Origin of the sequence: Desulfobacter latus, from assembly GCF_013389365.1 — a bacterium.
Classification (GTDB): Bacteria; Desulfobacterota; Desulfobacteria; order Desulfobacterales; family Desulfobacteraceae; genus Desulfobacter; species Desulfobacter latus.
In genome coordinates this window covers 73,045-89,142 of the sequence record NZ_JACADJ010000011.1, presented here as the reverse complement: position 1 = coordinate 89,142, position 16,098 = coordinate 73,045, and the positions used below count along the sequence as shown (strand labels likewise).

Annotated in this window: 11 protein-coding genes; 4 read left to right on the top strand and 7 right to left on the bottom strand. The window is 48.0% G+C overall.

Annotated features, from left to right (window positions below; all coding sequences use genetic code 11):
• Positions 1–157: 157 nt before the first annotated feature.
• Genes HXW94_RS05505 through HXW94_RS05485 form a run of 5 tightly spaced genes read right to left on the bottom strand, consistent with a single transcriptional unit; the run spans position 158 to position 8,628 of the window.
• Positions 158–679 carry a PilZ domain-containing protein gene (locus tag HXW94_RS05505; protein WP_178365893.1) on the bottom strand — a complete coding sequence of 174 codons (522 nt, stop codon included), beginning with the start codon at positions 677–679 and terminating at the stop codon, positions 158–160.
• The gene (locus HXW94_RS05500; protein WP_218576586.1) at positions 669–1,652 is read right to left on the bottom strand and encodes a glutamate--tRNA ligase family protein; all 984 of its coding nucleotides are present in this window, start codon (positions 1,650–1,652) and stop codon (positions 669–671) included. The genes HXW94_RS05505 and HXW94_RS05500 overlap by 11 nt, the downstream gene beginning before the upstream one ends.
• The gene (locus tag HXW94_RS05495) at positions 1,628–2,023 is read right to left on the bottom strand and encodes a universal stress protein (protein WP_178365892.1); all 396 of its coding nucleotides are present in this window, start codon (positions 2,021–2,023) and stop codon (positions 1,628–1,630) included. Before HXW94_RS05495 ends, HXW94_RS05500 begins: the two co-directional genes overlap by 25 nt.
• 51 nt (positions 2,024–2,074) lie before the next feature.
• Entirely contained in the window at positions 2,075–4,837 is a 2,763-nt protein-coding gene (gene bamA, locus HXW94_RS05490; RefSeq protein ID WP_178365891.1) for an outer membrane protein assembly factor BamA, read from the bottom strand.
• A complete protein-coding gene (locus HXW94_RS05485; protein ID WP_178365890.1) occupies positions 4,837–8,628 on the bottom strand; it encodes a translocation/assembly module TamB domain-containing protein in 3,792 nt (1,263 codons plus the stop codon). The genes bamA and HXW94_RS05485 overlap by 1 nt, the downstream gene beginning before the upstream one ends.
• 234 nt (positions 8,629–8,862) lie before the next feature.
• On the opposite strand from HXW94_RS05485, the gene HXW94_RS05480 reads away from it, so the two are divergent.
• The 3 genes from HXW94_RS05480 to selB all read left to right on the top strand — a co-directional run bounded on the left by HXW94_RS05480 (position 8,863) and on the right by selB (position 12,335).
• Positions 8,863–10,056 carry an ATP-binding protein gene (locus tag HXW94_RS05480; protein WP_178365889.1) on the top strand — a complete coding sequence of 398 codons (1,194 nt, stop codon included), beginning with the start codon at positions 8,863–8,865 and terminating at the stop codon, positions 10,054–10,056.
• Positions 10,057–10,216: 160 nt separating this feature from the next.
• A complete protein-coding gene (locus tag HXW94_RS05475) occupies positions 10,217–10,405 on the top strand; it encodes a hypothetical protein (RefSeq protein ID WP_178365827.1) in 189 nt (62 codons plus the stop codon).
• Positions 10,406–10,418: 13 nt separating this feature from the next.
• Positions 10,419–12,335 carry a selenocysteine-specific translation elongation factor gene (selB, locus tag HXW94_RS05470; protein WP_178365888.1) on the top strand — a complete coding sequence of 639 codons (1,917 nt, stop codon included), beginning with the start codon at positions 10,419–10,421 and terminating at the stop codon, positions 12,333–12,335.
• A 17-nt stretch (positions 12,336–12,352) separates the two neighbouring features.
• On the opposite strand, the gene hemW is transcribed toward selB, so the two are convergent.
• Positions 12,353–13,549: a radical SAM family heme chaperone HemW gene (hemW, locus tag HXW94_RS05465; protein WP_178365887.1), complete on the bottom strand. Its 1,197-nt coding sequence runs from the start codon at positions 13,547–13,549 to the stop codon at positions 12,353–12,355.
• Positions 13,542–14,705 carry a radical SAM protein gene (locus HXW94_RS05460; RefSeq protein WP_178365886.1) on the bottom strand — a complete coding sequence of 388 codons (1,164 nt, stop codon included), beginning with the start codon at positions 14,703–14,705 and terminating at the stop codon, positions 13,542–13,544. The genes hemW and HXW94_RS05460 overlap by 8 nt, the downstream gene beginning before the upstream one ends.
• A gap of 205 nt (positions 14,706–14,910) precedes the next feature.
• Between HXW94_RS05460 and HXW94_RS05455 the strand changes: the two genes are divergently transcribed.
• Positions 14,911–16,098, top strand: coding sequence for a DegT/DnrJ/EryC1/StrS family aminotransferase (locus HXW94_RS05455; RefSeq protein ID WP_178365885.1), 1,188 nt, complete (start codon positions 14,911–14,913; stop codon positions 16,096–16,098).

Sequence of the window (16,098 nt, the reverse complement as noted above, 5' to 3'; positions counted from 1 at the left end):
TAATATTACCAGGGTGCCTATATATTCCTTTAGAACGAAAGCCCGAAGGCTCTCAAGGCTAATCAACAGGACTTGCAACCGAAGTCACAAGCCCACCGATCACCAAAGGTGTCGGTGGGTAGTTGACTATATTCGCTTGATTATGGGCCTTAATTCTTCAAGGCCTTAACTCCGGCACCTTTTTGAGCAGATTATCAAGGAGATCCCGGGCATAGGGTGGCATCTCGGAAAAACAGATCCCGATCCCGTCCGAAGTTATTCTGACCACAGTGCCGTTAAGCTTAAAAGGCCGGTCCTGGCCGGGCAGGGAAAAGACAGTCTTTACCAATGTTCCGATCTCGGGATTTATTCCGGATTTAAGAAGCACACCGGTAGCACTCATGTCCTTGGTATTAGACTGTATAATTTTATCACCGATCAGAGCATCTATTTCAATGGATATTTTCATCCGGGGATAGGATCTGGGTTCCGTGGTATTTTGTATAGATGCCAGAATATCGGGATAGGAACCGGGCTCCGTGGTATTTTGTATAGACGCCGGAATATCGGGACAGGATTTATGCGCCTTGATGCTGTAAATATACGCCAGAACATCCTTTTGCAGATCCTCGGTCAGTAAATGAGCTTCCGACATTATCTTATTCAGGAGTACATTTTTTTTTAAACGTTTATTCGTCATTTTTTAACTCCTTGTCTCTGATTGCTTGTTTTAAATCCTGTGCGGTAAGGATCCAATTGTGTTTAAGCCCCAAAATCCGGGCTGCTGTTTTTACGGCGCCGGCAAAAGAGCCGCCGGACTGCCTCAGGTCTTTGAGGGCATGGGCCCCCCTTGATTTTGACAACTTTTCACCATTATCCCCCCGAACAAGCCCGTGATGAATAAACCGGCATGCCGGGAATGAAGAAAAACCAAAACATTGGGCAAGATAAATTTGAGCCGCAGTGGACAAGAGCAGATCTTGACCCCGGACTATAAAATTGATGCCGCGTTCTTCATCTTCCAGAAGGCTTGCCAGATGATAACCGGGTTGGTCATCTTTGCGCCAGAGGATAAAATCACCAAAGGTATTGGCCAAATCAACGGGCTGATTATTTACCTGAATCCAGGTATTCTTTTTGACCCTTAACCGAACCGTATGAAGACCGGGTTCAAATACAAGGCCGGCATTCCGGCATGTACCTGGATACAGTCCATTGGGAGATAATTTTTTTATGGATGCCCGACTGCACCGGCACACAAACGTATGTTGCCCTGTTTTGCTAACAGCTTGTAATCTTTCACGGTAATACGCCTTTTTTTTATGCAAAGAATAATTTTGATAAAAATCATCCGGCCCGGCCGGTCCTGTATCCCAGTCCAGTCCCAGCCAATCAAGGCTGGTAAAAATATCGTCCAGCACATCCGGCCTGAAACGGATACCGTCCATATCATCAATGCGCAGATGAAGGCGTCCGTTACGGCTCCTGACAATGGCCCAGGTCACCAGAAAATTTACCGCATTGCCGAGATGCAAAAAACCGCTGGGCGTTGGTGCAAGGCGTGAAACCGGAGTGGCCGGTACATTGGAAAGACAAACCGGTGAACTGTTTTCAACTGATTTTTTAAATATATGGAAAATCCTGAATCCTACTTCATGGTAACCACCGGGCAAGGCGCATTAAGAACCACGGCCTGGGCTGTGGAACCTAACAGCAATTTTCCCACTTTGGTTCTGTTTTTCACACCGATAATGATTTCGTCTGCCTGGGTTTCCTTGGCAAAATTAACCAGATCATCTCCTGAATCAATGCCGCGAATCAGTAAATGGGTTTCACAGGGGATCTCTTTATTGTCAAAATGGGTTTCGGCCTTTTCCAGAGAGGCTTCCGCTTCAGTAATCCGGTCCTGATCCTTTTCCATACCTTCGGCCATTACGGTAACGATTAATACAGTTGCATTAAAAAGTTGCGCCCGTTTCGATGCAAGTTCAAGAAGATTTTCCGCCTGGTTTGTGCCATGTTTGTAGCCCACAATAAGTTTCATCTACGCTTCCTTAATTTGTGCATTTTTAAATGTCTAAATAGCCTATCTGAATTAAAAAGTATACCCTATGGAAAAATAGAAACATCCTCTGCTTTCATCGGCGCGGGGATTCAATTTCCAGCCGTACAGCAAACTGATAGGCCCCACCGGTGTCTGGCGGCGCAAACCAATACCGGCACCGCTTCTGAATGATTCCGAGATGCCGGGTTCCTGGATTTCAATTAAAGCGCCGGTGTCAAAAAACAGGGCAACCTCATAATTTAAACTCAAATCGTATCGGGCTTCCACTGCACCCAGCATCATGGACCGGCCCCCCGCGGCATTATCATTCTCATCATATTGCAGCATATTTTCTTCAAACCCTCTTACGGTTGACGCACCACCCAGATAATAGAGCTGATCATCGGAAATATTGGTATTGCCCCCGTAAGTATCCATGTATCCGTAGCGGCCGCGCATGGCAATAACCAAATCATTGGTGACCGGCAAATAATACCGCAGCTCCAGGCCGTATTTATAAAAATCATCCAGACTGGAATCAATGCCTTTGAACACATCAAAGGTTGTCGATGCAAACAGCCCGTTTCGGGGGTGAACAAAGGAATCCGTAGTACGCCAGGTCACACCTGTATTCATCTGGCCGATATGGCGAACCCCATAATCGTCCTTTTCTTCATCATCAAGCTCACGATCTACCCTTAAATACTGATTCCTGTATTCATAAGCCCCGCCTAAAGAAAAATTAATCTTCTTATCGTTGAAATTGCGCAGAAACGTCTGGGACAGGCCATAGGTTCTGATGCCGTAGTCTTTGTTGAACGCCTCGGTTTCTTTTGTATAGGCCTTGCTTGTGGAACTGAAGCGACTAGAAAGAAATCTGGGTTCAGTTAAGGAAACATCCATACCGTACCCCACCTGGCTCAACTCAAAACCGGCTTCGGCATTCAGATTATGCCCCAAAAAATCCTTATCCCCAATGCCGGTTTCCATGTACCAATGCCGGGACGTATCATATCCGACGGCCAGTTCCACATAATAGGGTTTTTTTTCGGATATCTCCACAATCAGATCTGCCTCGGGCTGCCGGTTTTTAAGTCCTGCAATCCTGATTCTGACGGTATCCACAGCATTAAGATCCTGGATGTTCCTGCGGGAGTCCACAATCTTAAGCATGGAAAACGGGTCTTCCGGGGCGATCTCCATCTCATTTTCAAGCACTTCCTGTTTCAGCCGCAGGCTACCGACATAAAAAATATTGCCCACCACCACCCTGGGTCCCTGGTCCACATGATAGGTGACCCGAATCCGGGTTCTGTCCCTGGAAAATTCGGCATCTGCTTTGACCTGAACATGGGGATAACCCTTTTCCGATACAGCCTGCTGCAATGCTGATATATCATCCTCAAGCAACGCACGGTCATACCAACGCCCCTTTTTCATGGCCATAAGATCATGGGCTTCGTCCAGGGAAATGACCGAAAGCCCCTGTATATCAACCTGTTCAATCTTTGTCCGGGGACCTTCCTGTATGAGGATTTCAACGGCCACCTGTTTTTCGTTCTTATCCGGGGCATCACTGATCTTAATTTTTTTATTTATCTTGGTTCTTGTAAACCCTTTGGTAAAGTACAGTGCCTTAACCGCTTTAAGATCATCTTTGAGTTCAGTTGCGCTGAAAACGCCTTTTTCCCGGGTCAAAATATTTTGTTTAAGTTCCTTTAAAGGCAAGGTGTCTGCCCCATTGATTTTCAGTTCAGACACTGTGTATCTCAACCCTTCGTCGATAACGATATTAACCTGCCGCACACCCGGAGGTTGAGGCGTCTCTTTTTCGTCTTTAACTTTTACATCTCGAAACCCTTTTGCCTCATAGCGTTTCCTGATATTGCGCATGCTTTTTCTCAGGGCAAAATCATTTTTGTTCCCGCGCTCTTCGAGCAAGAGTTCTTTTTTCAAAGACCATTTGTAAAAGGCGTCATTGCCCTGAATATCAATTTTGTATAGCGGACCCGCCTCAATCGTAAAAATGACATCCACGGCATCACGGCCTTTAACCGGCAACGGTTTTGCCGTCACTTGAACATCTGCATACCCTTTTTCCCGGTAAAATTGTGTGATTGTCTTGATATCATCCTTCATCGTTTTATCTGTAAATCGGTTGCCATGCCACGGCAAAAGGGATTTTCGCCAGGACCCAGTCAAAAATTTAAGGCGGGTCTGACCGATATGATCATTGCCTTTAAATTCAACCTTGCGGATGTTTTGAAACGGGCCCTTGTCAATATCCACGTCAATAACGTAGCCATTGCCCTGTTTTATCGCAGATACATTAACCTTGGGCGCATAATACCCCTGGCGCCTGAAAAGTTCTTCCACCCGCCGGGCCTGGTCCGGCATTTGCTGTGCTTGATAAATGCCCCCGGCCTTGATGGTCATTGTATTCAATACTTCCTGTTCAAACAAAGGAAACGCGTCGTGAATATGAATATCCCGTATCCTTGAAAACGGGGTCAATTCAAAGGCGAGTACCACACCTTGTTTCGTCTGTTCAGGATCGGGTATATCAATGGATTCAAAAAGCAGGGACTGTGTTAATGCCTTGACCGCACGATCCATGGCCTCGATGGAATAATCATCCCCGACGGTTACGGGGATAAAACTTGAGGCAATGGACTGCCAGAACGCTTGGTTTTCAGACGGCGCGTTAACCATGATATTGATATCAGCCACCTTGCCGGCATCTGCGGCAAACACAGGCACAGCCCCCCCCAGATAAACACAGGCCGCACAAACAAAAAAACAAAACCGCATCATTATCTAAACTCCAGCCTGTATTTAAGCTCACCGCCCAACTTACCGCTGGTGTCCTGAAAACTACTTAACAGCAAATGTTCAAGAAGTTTGTAATAGGTGGTAACCGTCTGAACGGTCTCTCCGTCACTGATATCTATGCCGTAGGAGACACTGAGTTGGCGGGAAAGATCTGCGCCCAAACCGACATGCACACGGGTTTGGTTATCCTGATTATCCATGCTGACGTTGACTTCGCTTAACCCCGTTTTTTCTTTAATTTTTTCACTTAAAGGATCTACCAGTATTTTGGCAATGGCTGCTGTTGACATTGAATCCCCGCCACCATTCCCAGAGCCCATTTCATCCGTAGTTTTGCCGAATGCAATCAGGGAAAGAATATCTGCATCCGTCGCCTCCAGATCTGAAGAAAATTCAAGCGCCAGGTCATCCGGCGTGCCGGTTACAGACAGGGTAATGGTATAGGAAGATATCGTGGTTTCACCGATCAGGGTAATCTGTGGTTCAATTTTATACGGATTGATAAAATCAATGGACCCTTCGGTGATTTCGAATTGGGCTTTGCGAAAATTAATAATGCCCGCATCCACCACGGCCCGGCCATCCAGGGACGGCGCATATGCGGTTCCCTTGATACTGATATTCGGACTGATGTTCATAGAGGCCAGGTTGTTGTCCACTAAAATGGCTTCCCTGCGGGTGACATAAATATTGAGCCCGATGGTTTTTAAAAAATCCGGCCCGGGTTCCCGTAGTTTGGGGCGTGATTTTTGGGTTGTCTGGGCGGCGATGCGTACCAGGCTTAAATCCACATCCTTGTAATAGGTTCCTTCAAAGATGTCTATCTCCCCGGTGATCGCTGATTTATCCATGGTACCGGCCCAGGTCAGTTGACTGTTCAACGTCATCTCCAGGGTATCAGGTATGTCCACCGGCACCTGACCGGCGTTAAGGTTCAGTGTAAACTTATCCGGTATGCCGTTTTTCAATTCGGCCATTCCGGTCAGCGCTATTTTACCATCGCCAAGATCGGCTGTCACATCCCGGATATCAACCGCCTCAGGGGTGAGTACAATGCGGCCGCTGACATTCTGCAAAGGCGCTTCCAGGGCCTGGAGGTCCAGGATCATGTTTGAGAATTCAATACTGCCCCTGAGATCGGGAGAGACGGCTCTGCCCTGGGCACGCAACGAAATCAGAATATCCCCGTCTGCAAAATTTATCCCGTCTGCCAGGGGAACCAGCATGGACACGGGCAGGCTGCCGGAGACGTCTGCAGCCAGATCGCCTTTAATATCGCCGTTGGCCCGCAAGTTAAGCCGGCCCTTGTCCATGATCCGGACCGGCACCGGATCAAGCGTGAACCGGCCGGCTTTGAGCAGGGCTGTGGCATTTTCAATGCGGATCAGCATCTGTTTCTGATTGGCCAGTGACAGCCGGGAGATATTAATTGATGCCTCCAATGCGTCAGGGGTATCCCAAGGCCCGTGTACCTCTATGTCGATACCGGCATCCGCCGCCATGTCCGGGGCATTTGGAAGGCGCAGATCCCGGGCCTTAATGCGTCCTGAAATATCCGGGGCAAGCCAACTGCCCCTGGCGGAAATATCCAGACCCAGCCGGCCCGAAGCCAGGGCCGCATCCGCCGCCGGGTCAATCCCCTTAAGGTCGGTTTCCGGGATCACAGCCCGGATATCAAGGGTCTTTTCCGACACATTGACCTGCCCCAGAATATCCAAATGTGCGTTATGCTTTCGAATGCGAGCCTGTTCAAACGTCAGGATATTATTGACAAACCTAAGCTGTGCCTGGATGCTGTCCAGGGCATATGTTTCAAAACCCGGATTCTGTCCCGAAAGCGAGACCCGAATATCCGGTTTTTCCAGAGATCCGGTGCCGGTCACGTTACCGGAAAAAGCCCCCCTGCCCCCCAGTTCCGGGGCCAGGTCGCCCAGTTCAAGCTCATTAAATTCCACGGCCAGGTCCAGGGCATGCGCCTGTCCCTTTTTTACGTTTAGGGACAGGGTTCCTCCGGCATGGAGCACCCCCTGGTTGCGTTTAAGGGTCAGCTCATGAACCTGGAGTACCCCCTGATCCATCCGGGCCTTGCAAAGCACGTCATCGGCCTGGAATCCCTTGGAAGCAAGATTGCCGGCATTGATCTCCAGGGTTAAATCCGGTGCCGGCAAAGCCCCCTTGACCACGGCATGGATACCGGCCCTGCCCGAACCCTTCCGGCCCACGAGGCTTAGGGGAACCGATATATCCGCCACATCCAGGTCCAGATGTCCGGTCATTGTCATGGCCCGGGGATCAAACCCCGGCAGATCCAGCCGAAAAGCCCCTGTACCGGTCATGCCGGGTCCGTCCAGGGTCAGGCCGATGAGGGTCAGGTGCTCTTTTTGCAGCTCAGCACCGGCCGTAAACCGGACCTTTGCCGGTTCGGACATCCGGGGCAGAATCAGGTCATGGACCGTAACATCCAGATCGGCATGGGCAGACATCTGACCGGGGATCACCCCCCGACCCTGGACCCGGACCAGGGCGGCCACGGTCCCCTCCGGGGTATTTTCTCCCAATTCAAGGGCATTTAGGGCCAGGCTGTCCGGATTTAGAAAAAAGGTATACGCCAGGGTATCCAGGCCGGCCATGGTTCCAGCAAACCCTTTTGGAAAGGTTTTTGACAGGTCCACATCGCCACCCAAAGGAATGGTCCCGGCCGGCAGATCTATCCGGCCGTCTTTAAGGGTCAGATGCCGGTCTTCAAGCCCGGCGTAAACATTTATGCCTGATATGGCCGTATTGTTTATACTGCCCCGGCCGAATTCAAACTGAATTTTGGCCTGGGGATTATCAATAAGGCCTTTAAGTGTTAAATTGATCCGGCCATCCCCCCGGACCCGATCTTCGGTCAGGCCCAGGGCCTTTGTAGCCAACGGTGCTTTCACATCAAGTGTGGCAGTCAAATCCGGCGTCATTCTCCCCCAAAGTCCTGCAACAGACCCTTTGGCGTTGAATTCAACGCCCGGCATCCCGGCATGGAATTCAATATCTGAAATTGTATCTTTGTCAATGCGGGCCTGGGCATCAAAGGCGTCAAGGGCAAGATCAATACCGTCAAAGCCTAAATGACCGCCTTCCAGGGCCACGCTGGCTGAAGCGGAGCGGTCGGCCAGTCTAAACCCGGTCACGTCAACAGATAACGCCGGAATGTCCATATTAAATTGCGGAGCGGTCACTTTGATCTGCGCCTGATTTACCTTGAATTCACGGACCCAGAAATCAATGCCGGAAGATTTATCAGGCCTGGAAGCTCCGGCATCCGATGGAGAGCCGGTGTCAGCAACCAGGGCCGACATAATATCAACATCCCCCTGCTCCGACATACTGATATCAAGGACAGGCTTGTCAATCTGAATTCGGGTTAATTCAATTTTCTGCCGGGTCACCCCGGACCAGTCAAGCTCAACCGCCACCAAAGGGATGCCGGCCAGTTCTTTGCCGGAAACGCCCTTAAGGTGAATGCCGGAAATTTCTACCCTGCCCGCGCCAAGATCCAGGCGGAACCGCTCCCATGACAGGGTACCGGGTATCGCCGTGTTGACCTGCCTTTGGATAAAGGCCTGGGCAGGCCTGGTTTCAATAAAAAAAAGACTCGCCACAACCAGCCCGGCCAAAAGGCAAACACCGATTAAACAGGTAAAAAAAATGACCCGGAACCAGCGTCTTTGTAAAAATTTGCCGGGACTGCGGGGTGTCTTGGAAGGGCTTTGAAAATCTTTGGGAGCTGCCATATTGCCTATGCGATGAGGGGTTATCTATAGTTGAAAAAGTATCATGATACAATCCAAAATTCAAGCACACCATTTGCAAATAGGCTTTTACGCGATATTCTGATTTTTAGAAAATTTGTTTAATCCAAAAAAGTAAAACTTATTTACATTTTTTTTATAATATAATAAAGTTCATTTTATTATTTTATCTATTATTTATAATATAAACTAAAGTTGAATTTGTTATTTTATGTCATGTTAAACTATTTTAGAAACAAACAGGCAAGACTGATTCAGGCTGTGCCTGAAAATTTTATCCGAAAAAAATATTTAAAGAAAATTTTATCTCCCAACCGACTTGTTGGCATTATTGGTCAAAGGGGGGTTGGTAAAACAACATTGCTTTTACAATACCTTAAAGCAAATTTCAGCATGAGCGAATTTTTATACATAAGTGCGGATGATATATACATCGCAGATACAACACTTTATGATTTGACGGATGAATTTTCAATCCTGGGGGGAAAAGTTATTGTATTTGATGAGATACATAAATATAAAAACTGGGCCCAGGAATTAAAAAATATTTATGATTCATTTCCTGGGATGATGATCCGCTTCAGTGGTTCATCCATGCTGAATATTCTATATGAAAAATATGATTTGAGCAGGAGGTGCGTGACAATTCATATGGAAACATTAAGTTTTCATGAATTTCTTGGCCTCAGTGAAAACAAAATTCTTGCCCAATATTCTCTGGATGAAATAATTACGCATGGTTCACAAATCAGTCTTGATCTTGCACTCTCCAATACCACTCTATACAGCAGTTTTCTTGAGTATTTAAAATATGGGGCGTATCCGTTTTTTATCGAGGACAGAGATGAATTTAAAACCAAGCTTTTTAACGCACTGCAGAAAATCATCAATGAAGATATCCCGTCCTGCAACAAGATGGAATATGGTCATGTTTCCGTGTTTAAAAGACTTATTGCAAAGCTTATTGAATCCGGGGTGCCGTATAAGGTAAATGTCGCAGGGTTATCCCGGGAATTAGGGATTACGCCGCCCACCTTGAATACATATCTGGATATGCTGAATGATACAAAAATTTTTCATTCCATCAAAAAATATTCAGCTAAAATTTCCAGGAAACCTGAAAAATTACTTTTTAACAATACGAATATTCTCTATACTTTTGCGGAAGAGTTTGGCGTTGATGCCAATATAGGCACCGTGCGTGAAACTTTTTTTGCCGGTTGTTTTTCCCAAATTTATTATTCAGATATCGGGGACTTCAGGGTTCAGGATATGATATTTGAAGTCGGTGGAAAAAATAAAACATTTAAGCAGATTTATAATGTAAACAATAGTTATCTTGTGATTGATACAAACTATACCACGGACAGTCGAAAAATACCGCTCTGGTTATTTGGGTTAATAAATTAGCGCCCTTTGGGCGGGTTGTTAGGTGGTGGGTGGTGGGTGCTGGGTGCTGGGAAATGGAAATTCCTATAGTCTCAAGTTAAATCCATTTTCGTGTCCTTAAATCCTGTACTTGCAGTTGACATCTTATAATAAGTTATGACAAAAGGAGGGCGGCAATTCCTTGCCACATTTTATGAATATGAATTCACTGATTATTTTTATCATACGTCTGATTATAGGCCTGGCATTTGGAATCATCCTGACCCGGCTGTTCAAACCGGACTGGGGCATCTATTATGGTATTGTCACAGGACTCATTCTTGTGGCCCTGGCCTACGGCATGAGCTACTACAGAAAATTAAAAAAGTAACAGGCAGGCAGTTGTGGAGAATATAATTCTTGGAACCGCGGGACATATTGATCATGGAAAAACCAGTCTGATCAAGGCATTAACAGGCATTGAAACAGACCGTCTCAAGGAGGAAAAAGAGCGCGGCATCACCATAGAACTCGGGTTTGCCTCCCTGGATCTTCCCAACGGCCGGCACATCGGCATTGTGGACATGCCCGGTCATGAAAAATTTGTAAAAAACATGGTGGCCGGCTCTTCGGGCATTGATGTGGTGGTCATGGTTATTGCGGCCGATGAAGGCGTCATGCCCCAGACCCGGGAACATATGGAGATCTGCAATCTCATGGGCATCCGCCACGGCATGATCGCCCTGACTAAAACGGATCTTGTGGATGAAGACCTGCTGGAACTGGCCATGGACGATATCCATGATTTTATCATAGACACCTTTCTTGAAGACCAACCCATTGTACCGGTATCCTCTGCCACAGGCCAGGGGCTGGAGAAATTTTTAACCACCCTTGAAGAAATCTGTACACAAATTCCGCCCCGCAAATTTTCTTCGATTTTCCGTCTTCCCGTGGACCGGGTATTTTCCATGAAAGGATTCGGCACGGTCATCACCGGCACCCTGATTTCGGGCCAGGTGCGTGTGGGCCAGGATATCATGGTATTTCCAAGAAAAATTACATCAAAAGTCCGGGGCCTGCAGGTGCATTCCAGTTCAGTAGAAACAGCCATGGCCGGCACCCGGACGGCCATCAATTTCCAGGGGCTTGACCGGGAAGCCGTCTTCAGGGGTGATATCCTCTCCACCCCGGGGGCGTTGATTGAAAGTTATATGGTGGACGCCGAGTTCCATTACCTGAAAAGCAATGCCAAACCGGCCAAGGCCCGGACAAGGGTACGGTTTCATTCGGGCACAAGTGAAATACTGGGCTATATGGTCCTGCTGGACAGAGAATCGCTTTTACCCGGGGATACGGCACCGGTTCAGTTCCGCCTGGAATCCCCGGTCTGCTGCATCAAGGATGACAGATACGTTATCCGATCCTACTCGCCTGTCAAAACCATCGGAGGCGGGGCCATCCTCAACCCGGTGTCCCAGAAATACAAGCTTAAAGACAGGGCTATGATCGAAGGACTTTCCGGACTTGCTGAAGAGGATGATGAAAAAACCATTGCCTATTTTCTGTCCATCAAGGGATATTCCGGACTGAGCTTTAATGCGTTAAGGGTCATGACCAATGTGCCGGATAAAAAACTGACTGCTGCGTTACAGAAAATGCTTGCAAAACAGGCGGCGGTGCTCACGGATAAGGAAAAGCAGATCTATGTCCATGGCTCTGTTTTTGATGAATTTAAGGAAAAAGTACTGGAACGGCTGACGGCCTATCACCAGGAAAACCCCTTAAAGGAAGGCATGCCGGCCCAGGAGCTGAAATCCAAATTTCAATATGTGGATGATGCCCGGTTTTTCAACATCCTGTTCCACCGCCTGGAAAAGGAAAACCTCATTGTGCTGGACAAAAACCTTGTGAAACTTTCAGAATTCAAGGTGGCCCTCCAGGTGGACCAGCATGAAATCAAAGAAAAAATTGCCGGCATTTACAAAAAATCCGGGTTGACCCCGCCCTTTTTCCGCACCATATGCCGGGATCTTGACCTGGATCAGAAAACAGGCAAGGATGTCATGCAGATGCTCATTGATGAAAAACAGGTGGTCAAAACAAAGGATGATCTGTTTTTTGATGCCGGTGCCGTCAATGATCTGGAAACGAAACTCATTGAATTCCTTAAAGCCAATGACAAGATGACCACGCCACAATTTAAGGAGATGACCGGCATTTCCAGAAAATATCTCATTCCCCTGATTGAATACTTTGACGCCATACACCTGACCATACGGGTTGAGGACCACCGGCAGTTAAGGAAAAAACCGGCCTGAGCATCTCTATCGACAGCCTATATTTTTTCAACAAAAGAGGCAATAATACTGTCCAGGCGCATCCAGCCCTCAAGGGTCAAAACAAACCGTTGCCCGGCATCCCGGCGTCGGGCCAGTTCTTTATTTTCAAGATCTTCCATCAAGGTTTGAAACACGGTTAAAAACCGATTTTGCCACAGGTTTTGACCGGTTTTGATATTAAGCCCCATGGATGTCCGCAGCCCCACCATGACATACTCCATCTGCCGCTGTTCCCGGGTAAGGATTTCACTGCCGGATGGCGGAAGATCACCTGTTTTCAGGGCATTGATATATCCGTTCAGGTCTGGTGCATTCCAGAACCTTTCGTACACGGCCGATCCATCCGTATCGGATTTTACGGCATAGGAATGGGCGGCCGGCCCGAATCCATGGTAGGGAACCATCTGCCAGTATGCGCGGTTGTGCCGGGAACGCAGGCATGTCTGCGTTGCAAAATTAGATACTTCATAATGATCCCATCCACAAGTTTTCAGGTATTTGGCTGCCGCACGGAACAGATCAACCTGATCCGATTTTGCCATGGGTAAAAACTTGCCTCGGCCATGCATGGCATGCAGGATTGTGCCCGGTTCCAGGGTGAGCATGTAACAGGAAAGATGTGCAGGCATCAGCACCAGGGCCGCGTCAAGCTCCCGGATCAGGTGGTCACCGGTCTGGCCGGGAAGGCCGTAAATCAGATCCAGACTGATATTTTCAATGCCGGCAGTACGGACCTTTTCCACGGCATGCACGGCATCATCTATTGAATGGATACGCCCTAGAAGGGAAAGCTGTGCCGGATCAAATGACTGAAAACCAAGGCTCACACGATTAATCCCCATACCTTGGAATGATTTCAAATGGATCTCGTCCAGGGTACCGGGATTGGCTTCAAGGGTGATTTCAGTCTGAGGGCAAAGACCAAAGGCGTTGTCCAGGGCCTGCAGAATGGTCTCGAGCTGCCGTGGCCCAAGCAGGGACGGTGTGCCGCCCCCGAAGTACACGGTTGCAGCGTTGCCTTTGGGGTGTGATACGGTTGATTGTGAACGCCGCCCAATCTCGCGAACCAGGGCCGTCACATAATCAGGAATCAGGGACAGGTTGGTTTGAGAATAAAAATCGCAATACCTGCATTTTTTTATACAGAAGGGAACATGAATATACAGATATTCAGATTCAATCAAATCAGACAAACCGCATCATCAACCGATCAAGAATCTGATCCACGTTTTTCGGAGTGACCCCGTAATTTTTACAGGCAATCCGCACCTGGTCCATCCGGGAGCTTGTATCCATGTCTTCAAGCCTTTTAAAAAAACCCATGCGCCGGCCGATCTGATAAAGGATACGGTCTTTTGGGGCCAGATCAAAAAAACGGTCAATGATCTCGATCATTTTCTCTTTGTCATGGGGCATCTGGCCGCTAAGTGTTTCAAATAGATTCAGGATGTGATCACTTTTTATACGGGACTGGATATTGTCCAGGGTCTCAAGCATCAGGCGTACTTCCGTAGCAATCATGGCATCCCCTGGTTTTTCAAACATGCCCCGAAGCTGCCAATGGGCAAGCTCTGTGGAGGGCGAAATGCCGAGGGTCCGAATTTTAATCACATCCGGATTAATTGCATTCAGGACTTCAGCGGTCTCAAGCGCATGCTCAATGGACAGGTCAACACCACCTAACCCCGGCATCACATACGCATAGAACTCAATGCCTGCCTGACGAATCCGTTTACCCGCCTCGATGTGTCCGAATCTGTCAACCCCTTTGCGCATGCGATTAAGCACTAAATTTGATCCGCTTTCAAGCCCCACGTGAACCCGGTTAAGACCAAGTTTGTGCAACTGTTCCAGGGTGCCGTCGGGCAACTGAAGGATGGTACTGCTTCTGGCATAGGTGGCAATGCTTTCGATTTGAGGGAAACAGTCTTTGACATGCCTGAGAATAAAAAACAGGTCCCTGGGTTTCATGATCAGTGGATTGGCATCCTGGAGAAAGATGGAAGGCATGCCTGCGGCATACCACTTGACGGCGTTGTTGAATGCAACCCGGTCCCGGATCTTGAAATTGGTATAAATGGAATGAATCCGTTCCTGGTCAAAGGCAATGGGCAGGGCATTTTCCTGACGCAGTCTGTCAATGTATGTACGCACCAGGTCAATATCTTTAATAATATCTTCCACAGGGCGTATGGAAAATTTCTGTTTTTTATATGTCGGACAAAAGGAACAGCGGTTCCACGGGCAGTTCCGGATCAGACGCAGCATCAGACTGTATGCATCATTGGTCGGACAAATGGGCCCCTGTTCATATCCCTGGTATGTCTGTGTCTGTTTATCGTCTGCCATGGTAAAAAGCTATGATGTCTTCCTTATATTGTCCTTATATTGAACCTTTCCAATAAAAGGGTTATAAGCATTAGAAAAATGAAAGTCAATATTTGGATCTGTCTTGAAAAAATATCCCTATTTTGTTATTTATTCCTAATTTTTATAGTTAATTATCGAATTTTTCTGCACTGGATAAAAAAAATGTGCAACATAAGGAGAGGGCATGCCCGGCTTTGAACTATTTTCAGATGAGGAACGTAAACAGGTCAATGATGTACTGGAAACAGGCGTTTTATTCAGGTACGGATTTGAAGGGGCCAGAAACGGTCATTTTAAAGCCCTGGAATTTGAAAAAAAATTGGCCGAAATAACAGGTGCCGGATTCAGCCATCTGTGTTCCAGCGGAACCGCGGCCCTTTGCACAGCCCTTGCGGCTTGCGGCATTGGGGCCGGGGATGAAGTTATTGTACCGCCGTTTACCTTTGTGGCCACATTTGAAGCTGTAATTCAAGCGGGCGCAATTCCTGTGTTTGCGGACATTGACCAGACCCTGTGCCTGGACCCGGACCGCCTGGAAGCGGCAGTAACGCCGCGGACAAAGGCCGTGGTGCCGGTACACATGTGCGGGGCGATGGCAAGGATTGATGAGATCAAAGCCTTTTGCGACAAAAAGGGCCTGGTGCTTTTGGAAGATGCCTGCCAGTCTTTGGGGGGAAGTTTCAAGGGTCGCCATCTGGGTACATTCGGCAACGCCGGTTGTTTTTCCTTTGACTCGGTTAAAACCGTAACCTGTGGTGAAGGTGGCGGCATTATCACAAATGACGAAGATATTTACACCCGGTGCCGGCAGTATGCCGACCATGGCCATGACCACTTAGGCGGGCCGGACCGGGGCGCGGATGACCATCCCATCATGGGCACCAACTACAGGATATGCGAACTGAATGCCGCTGTAGGACTTGCCCAGCTAAACAAACTTGACCGTATTGTCGGCATTCAGAAAAAAAATAAAGCCGCCATCAAAGAGGCCATGAAAGAGGTTGAAGGCGTTACCTTCCGGGCACTTCCCGACCCGGACGGGGATTCCGCCACCTTCTTGAACTTTTTTATGCCCACACAAGATCAGGCCGAACAGGCGGCAAAAAAGCTTGCCGAAAACGGTGCCCCTTGTGCTTACTGGTATAACAACAACTGGCATTATTATAAAAAATGGCATCACCTCAAGGGAATGAAACGCGCTGCCAGACTGCCCTTTGAGTTGAGTACCGACCTGCCGGATTATGCCGGCCTTGTCCTGGAACAAAGTGACGATATCATGAAGCGGACGCTTTCCATGCAGATCATGCTTTCCTGGACCGCAGAGGATATGGACAAACGGATACAGGCAGTATTAACCGCCTTAAAGGATTAA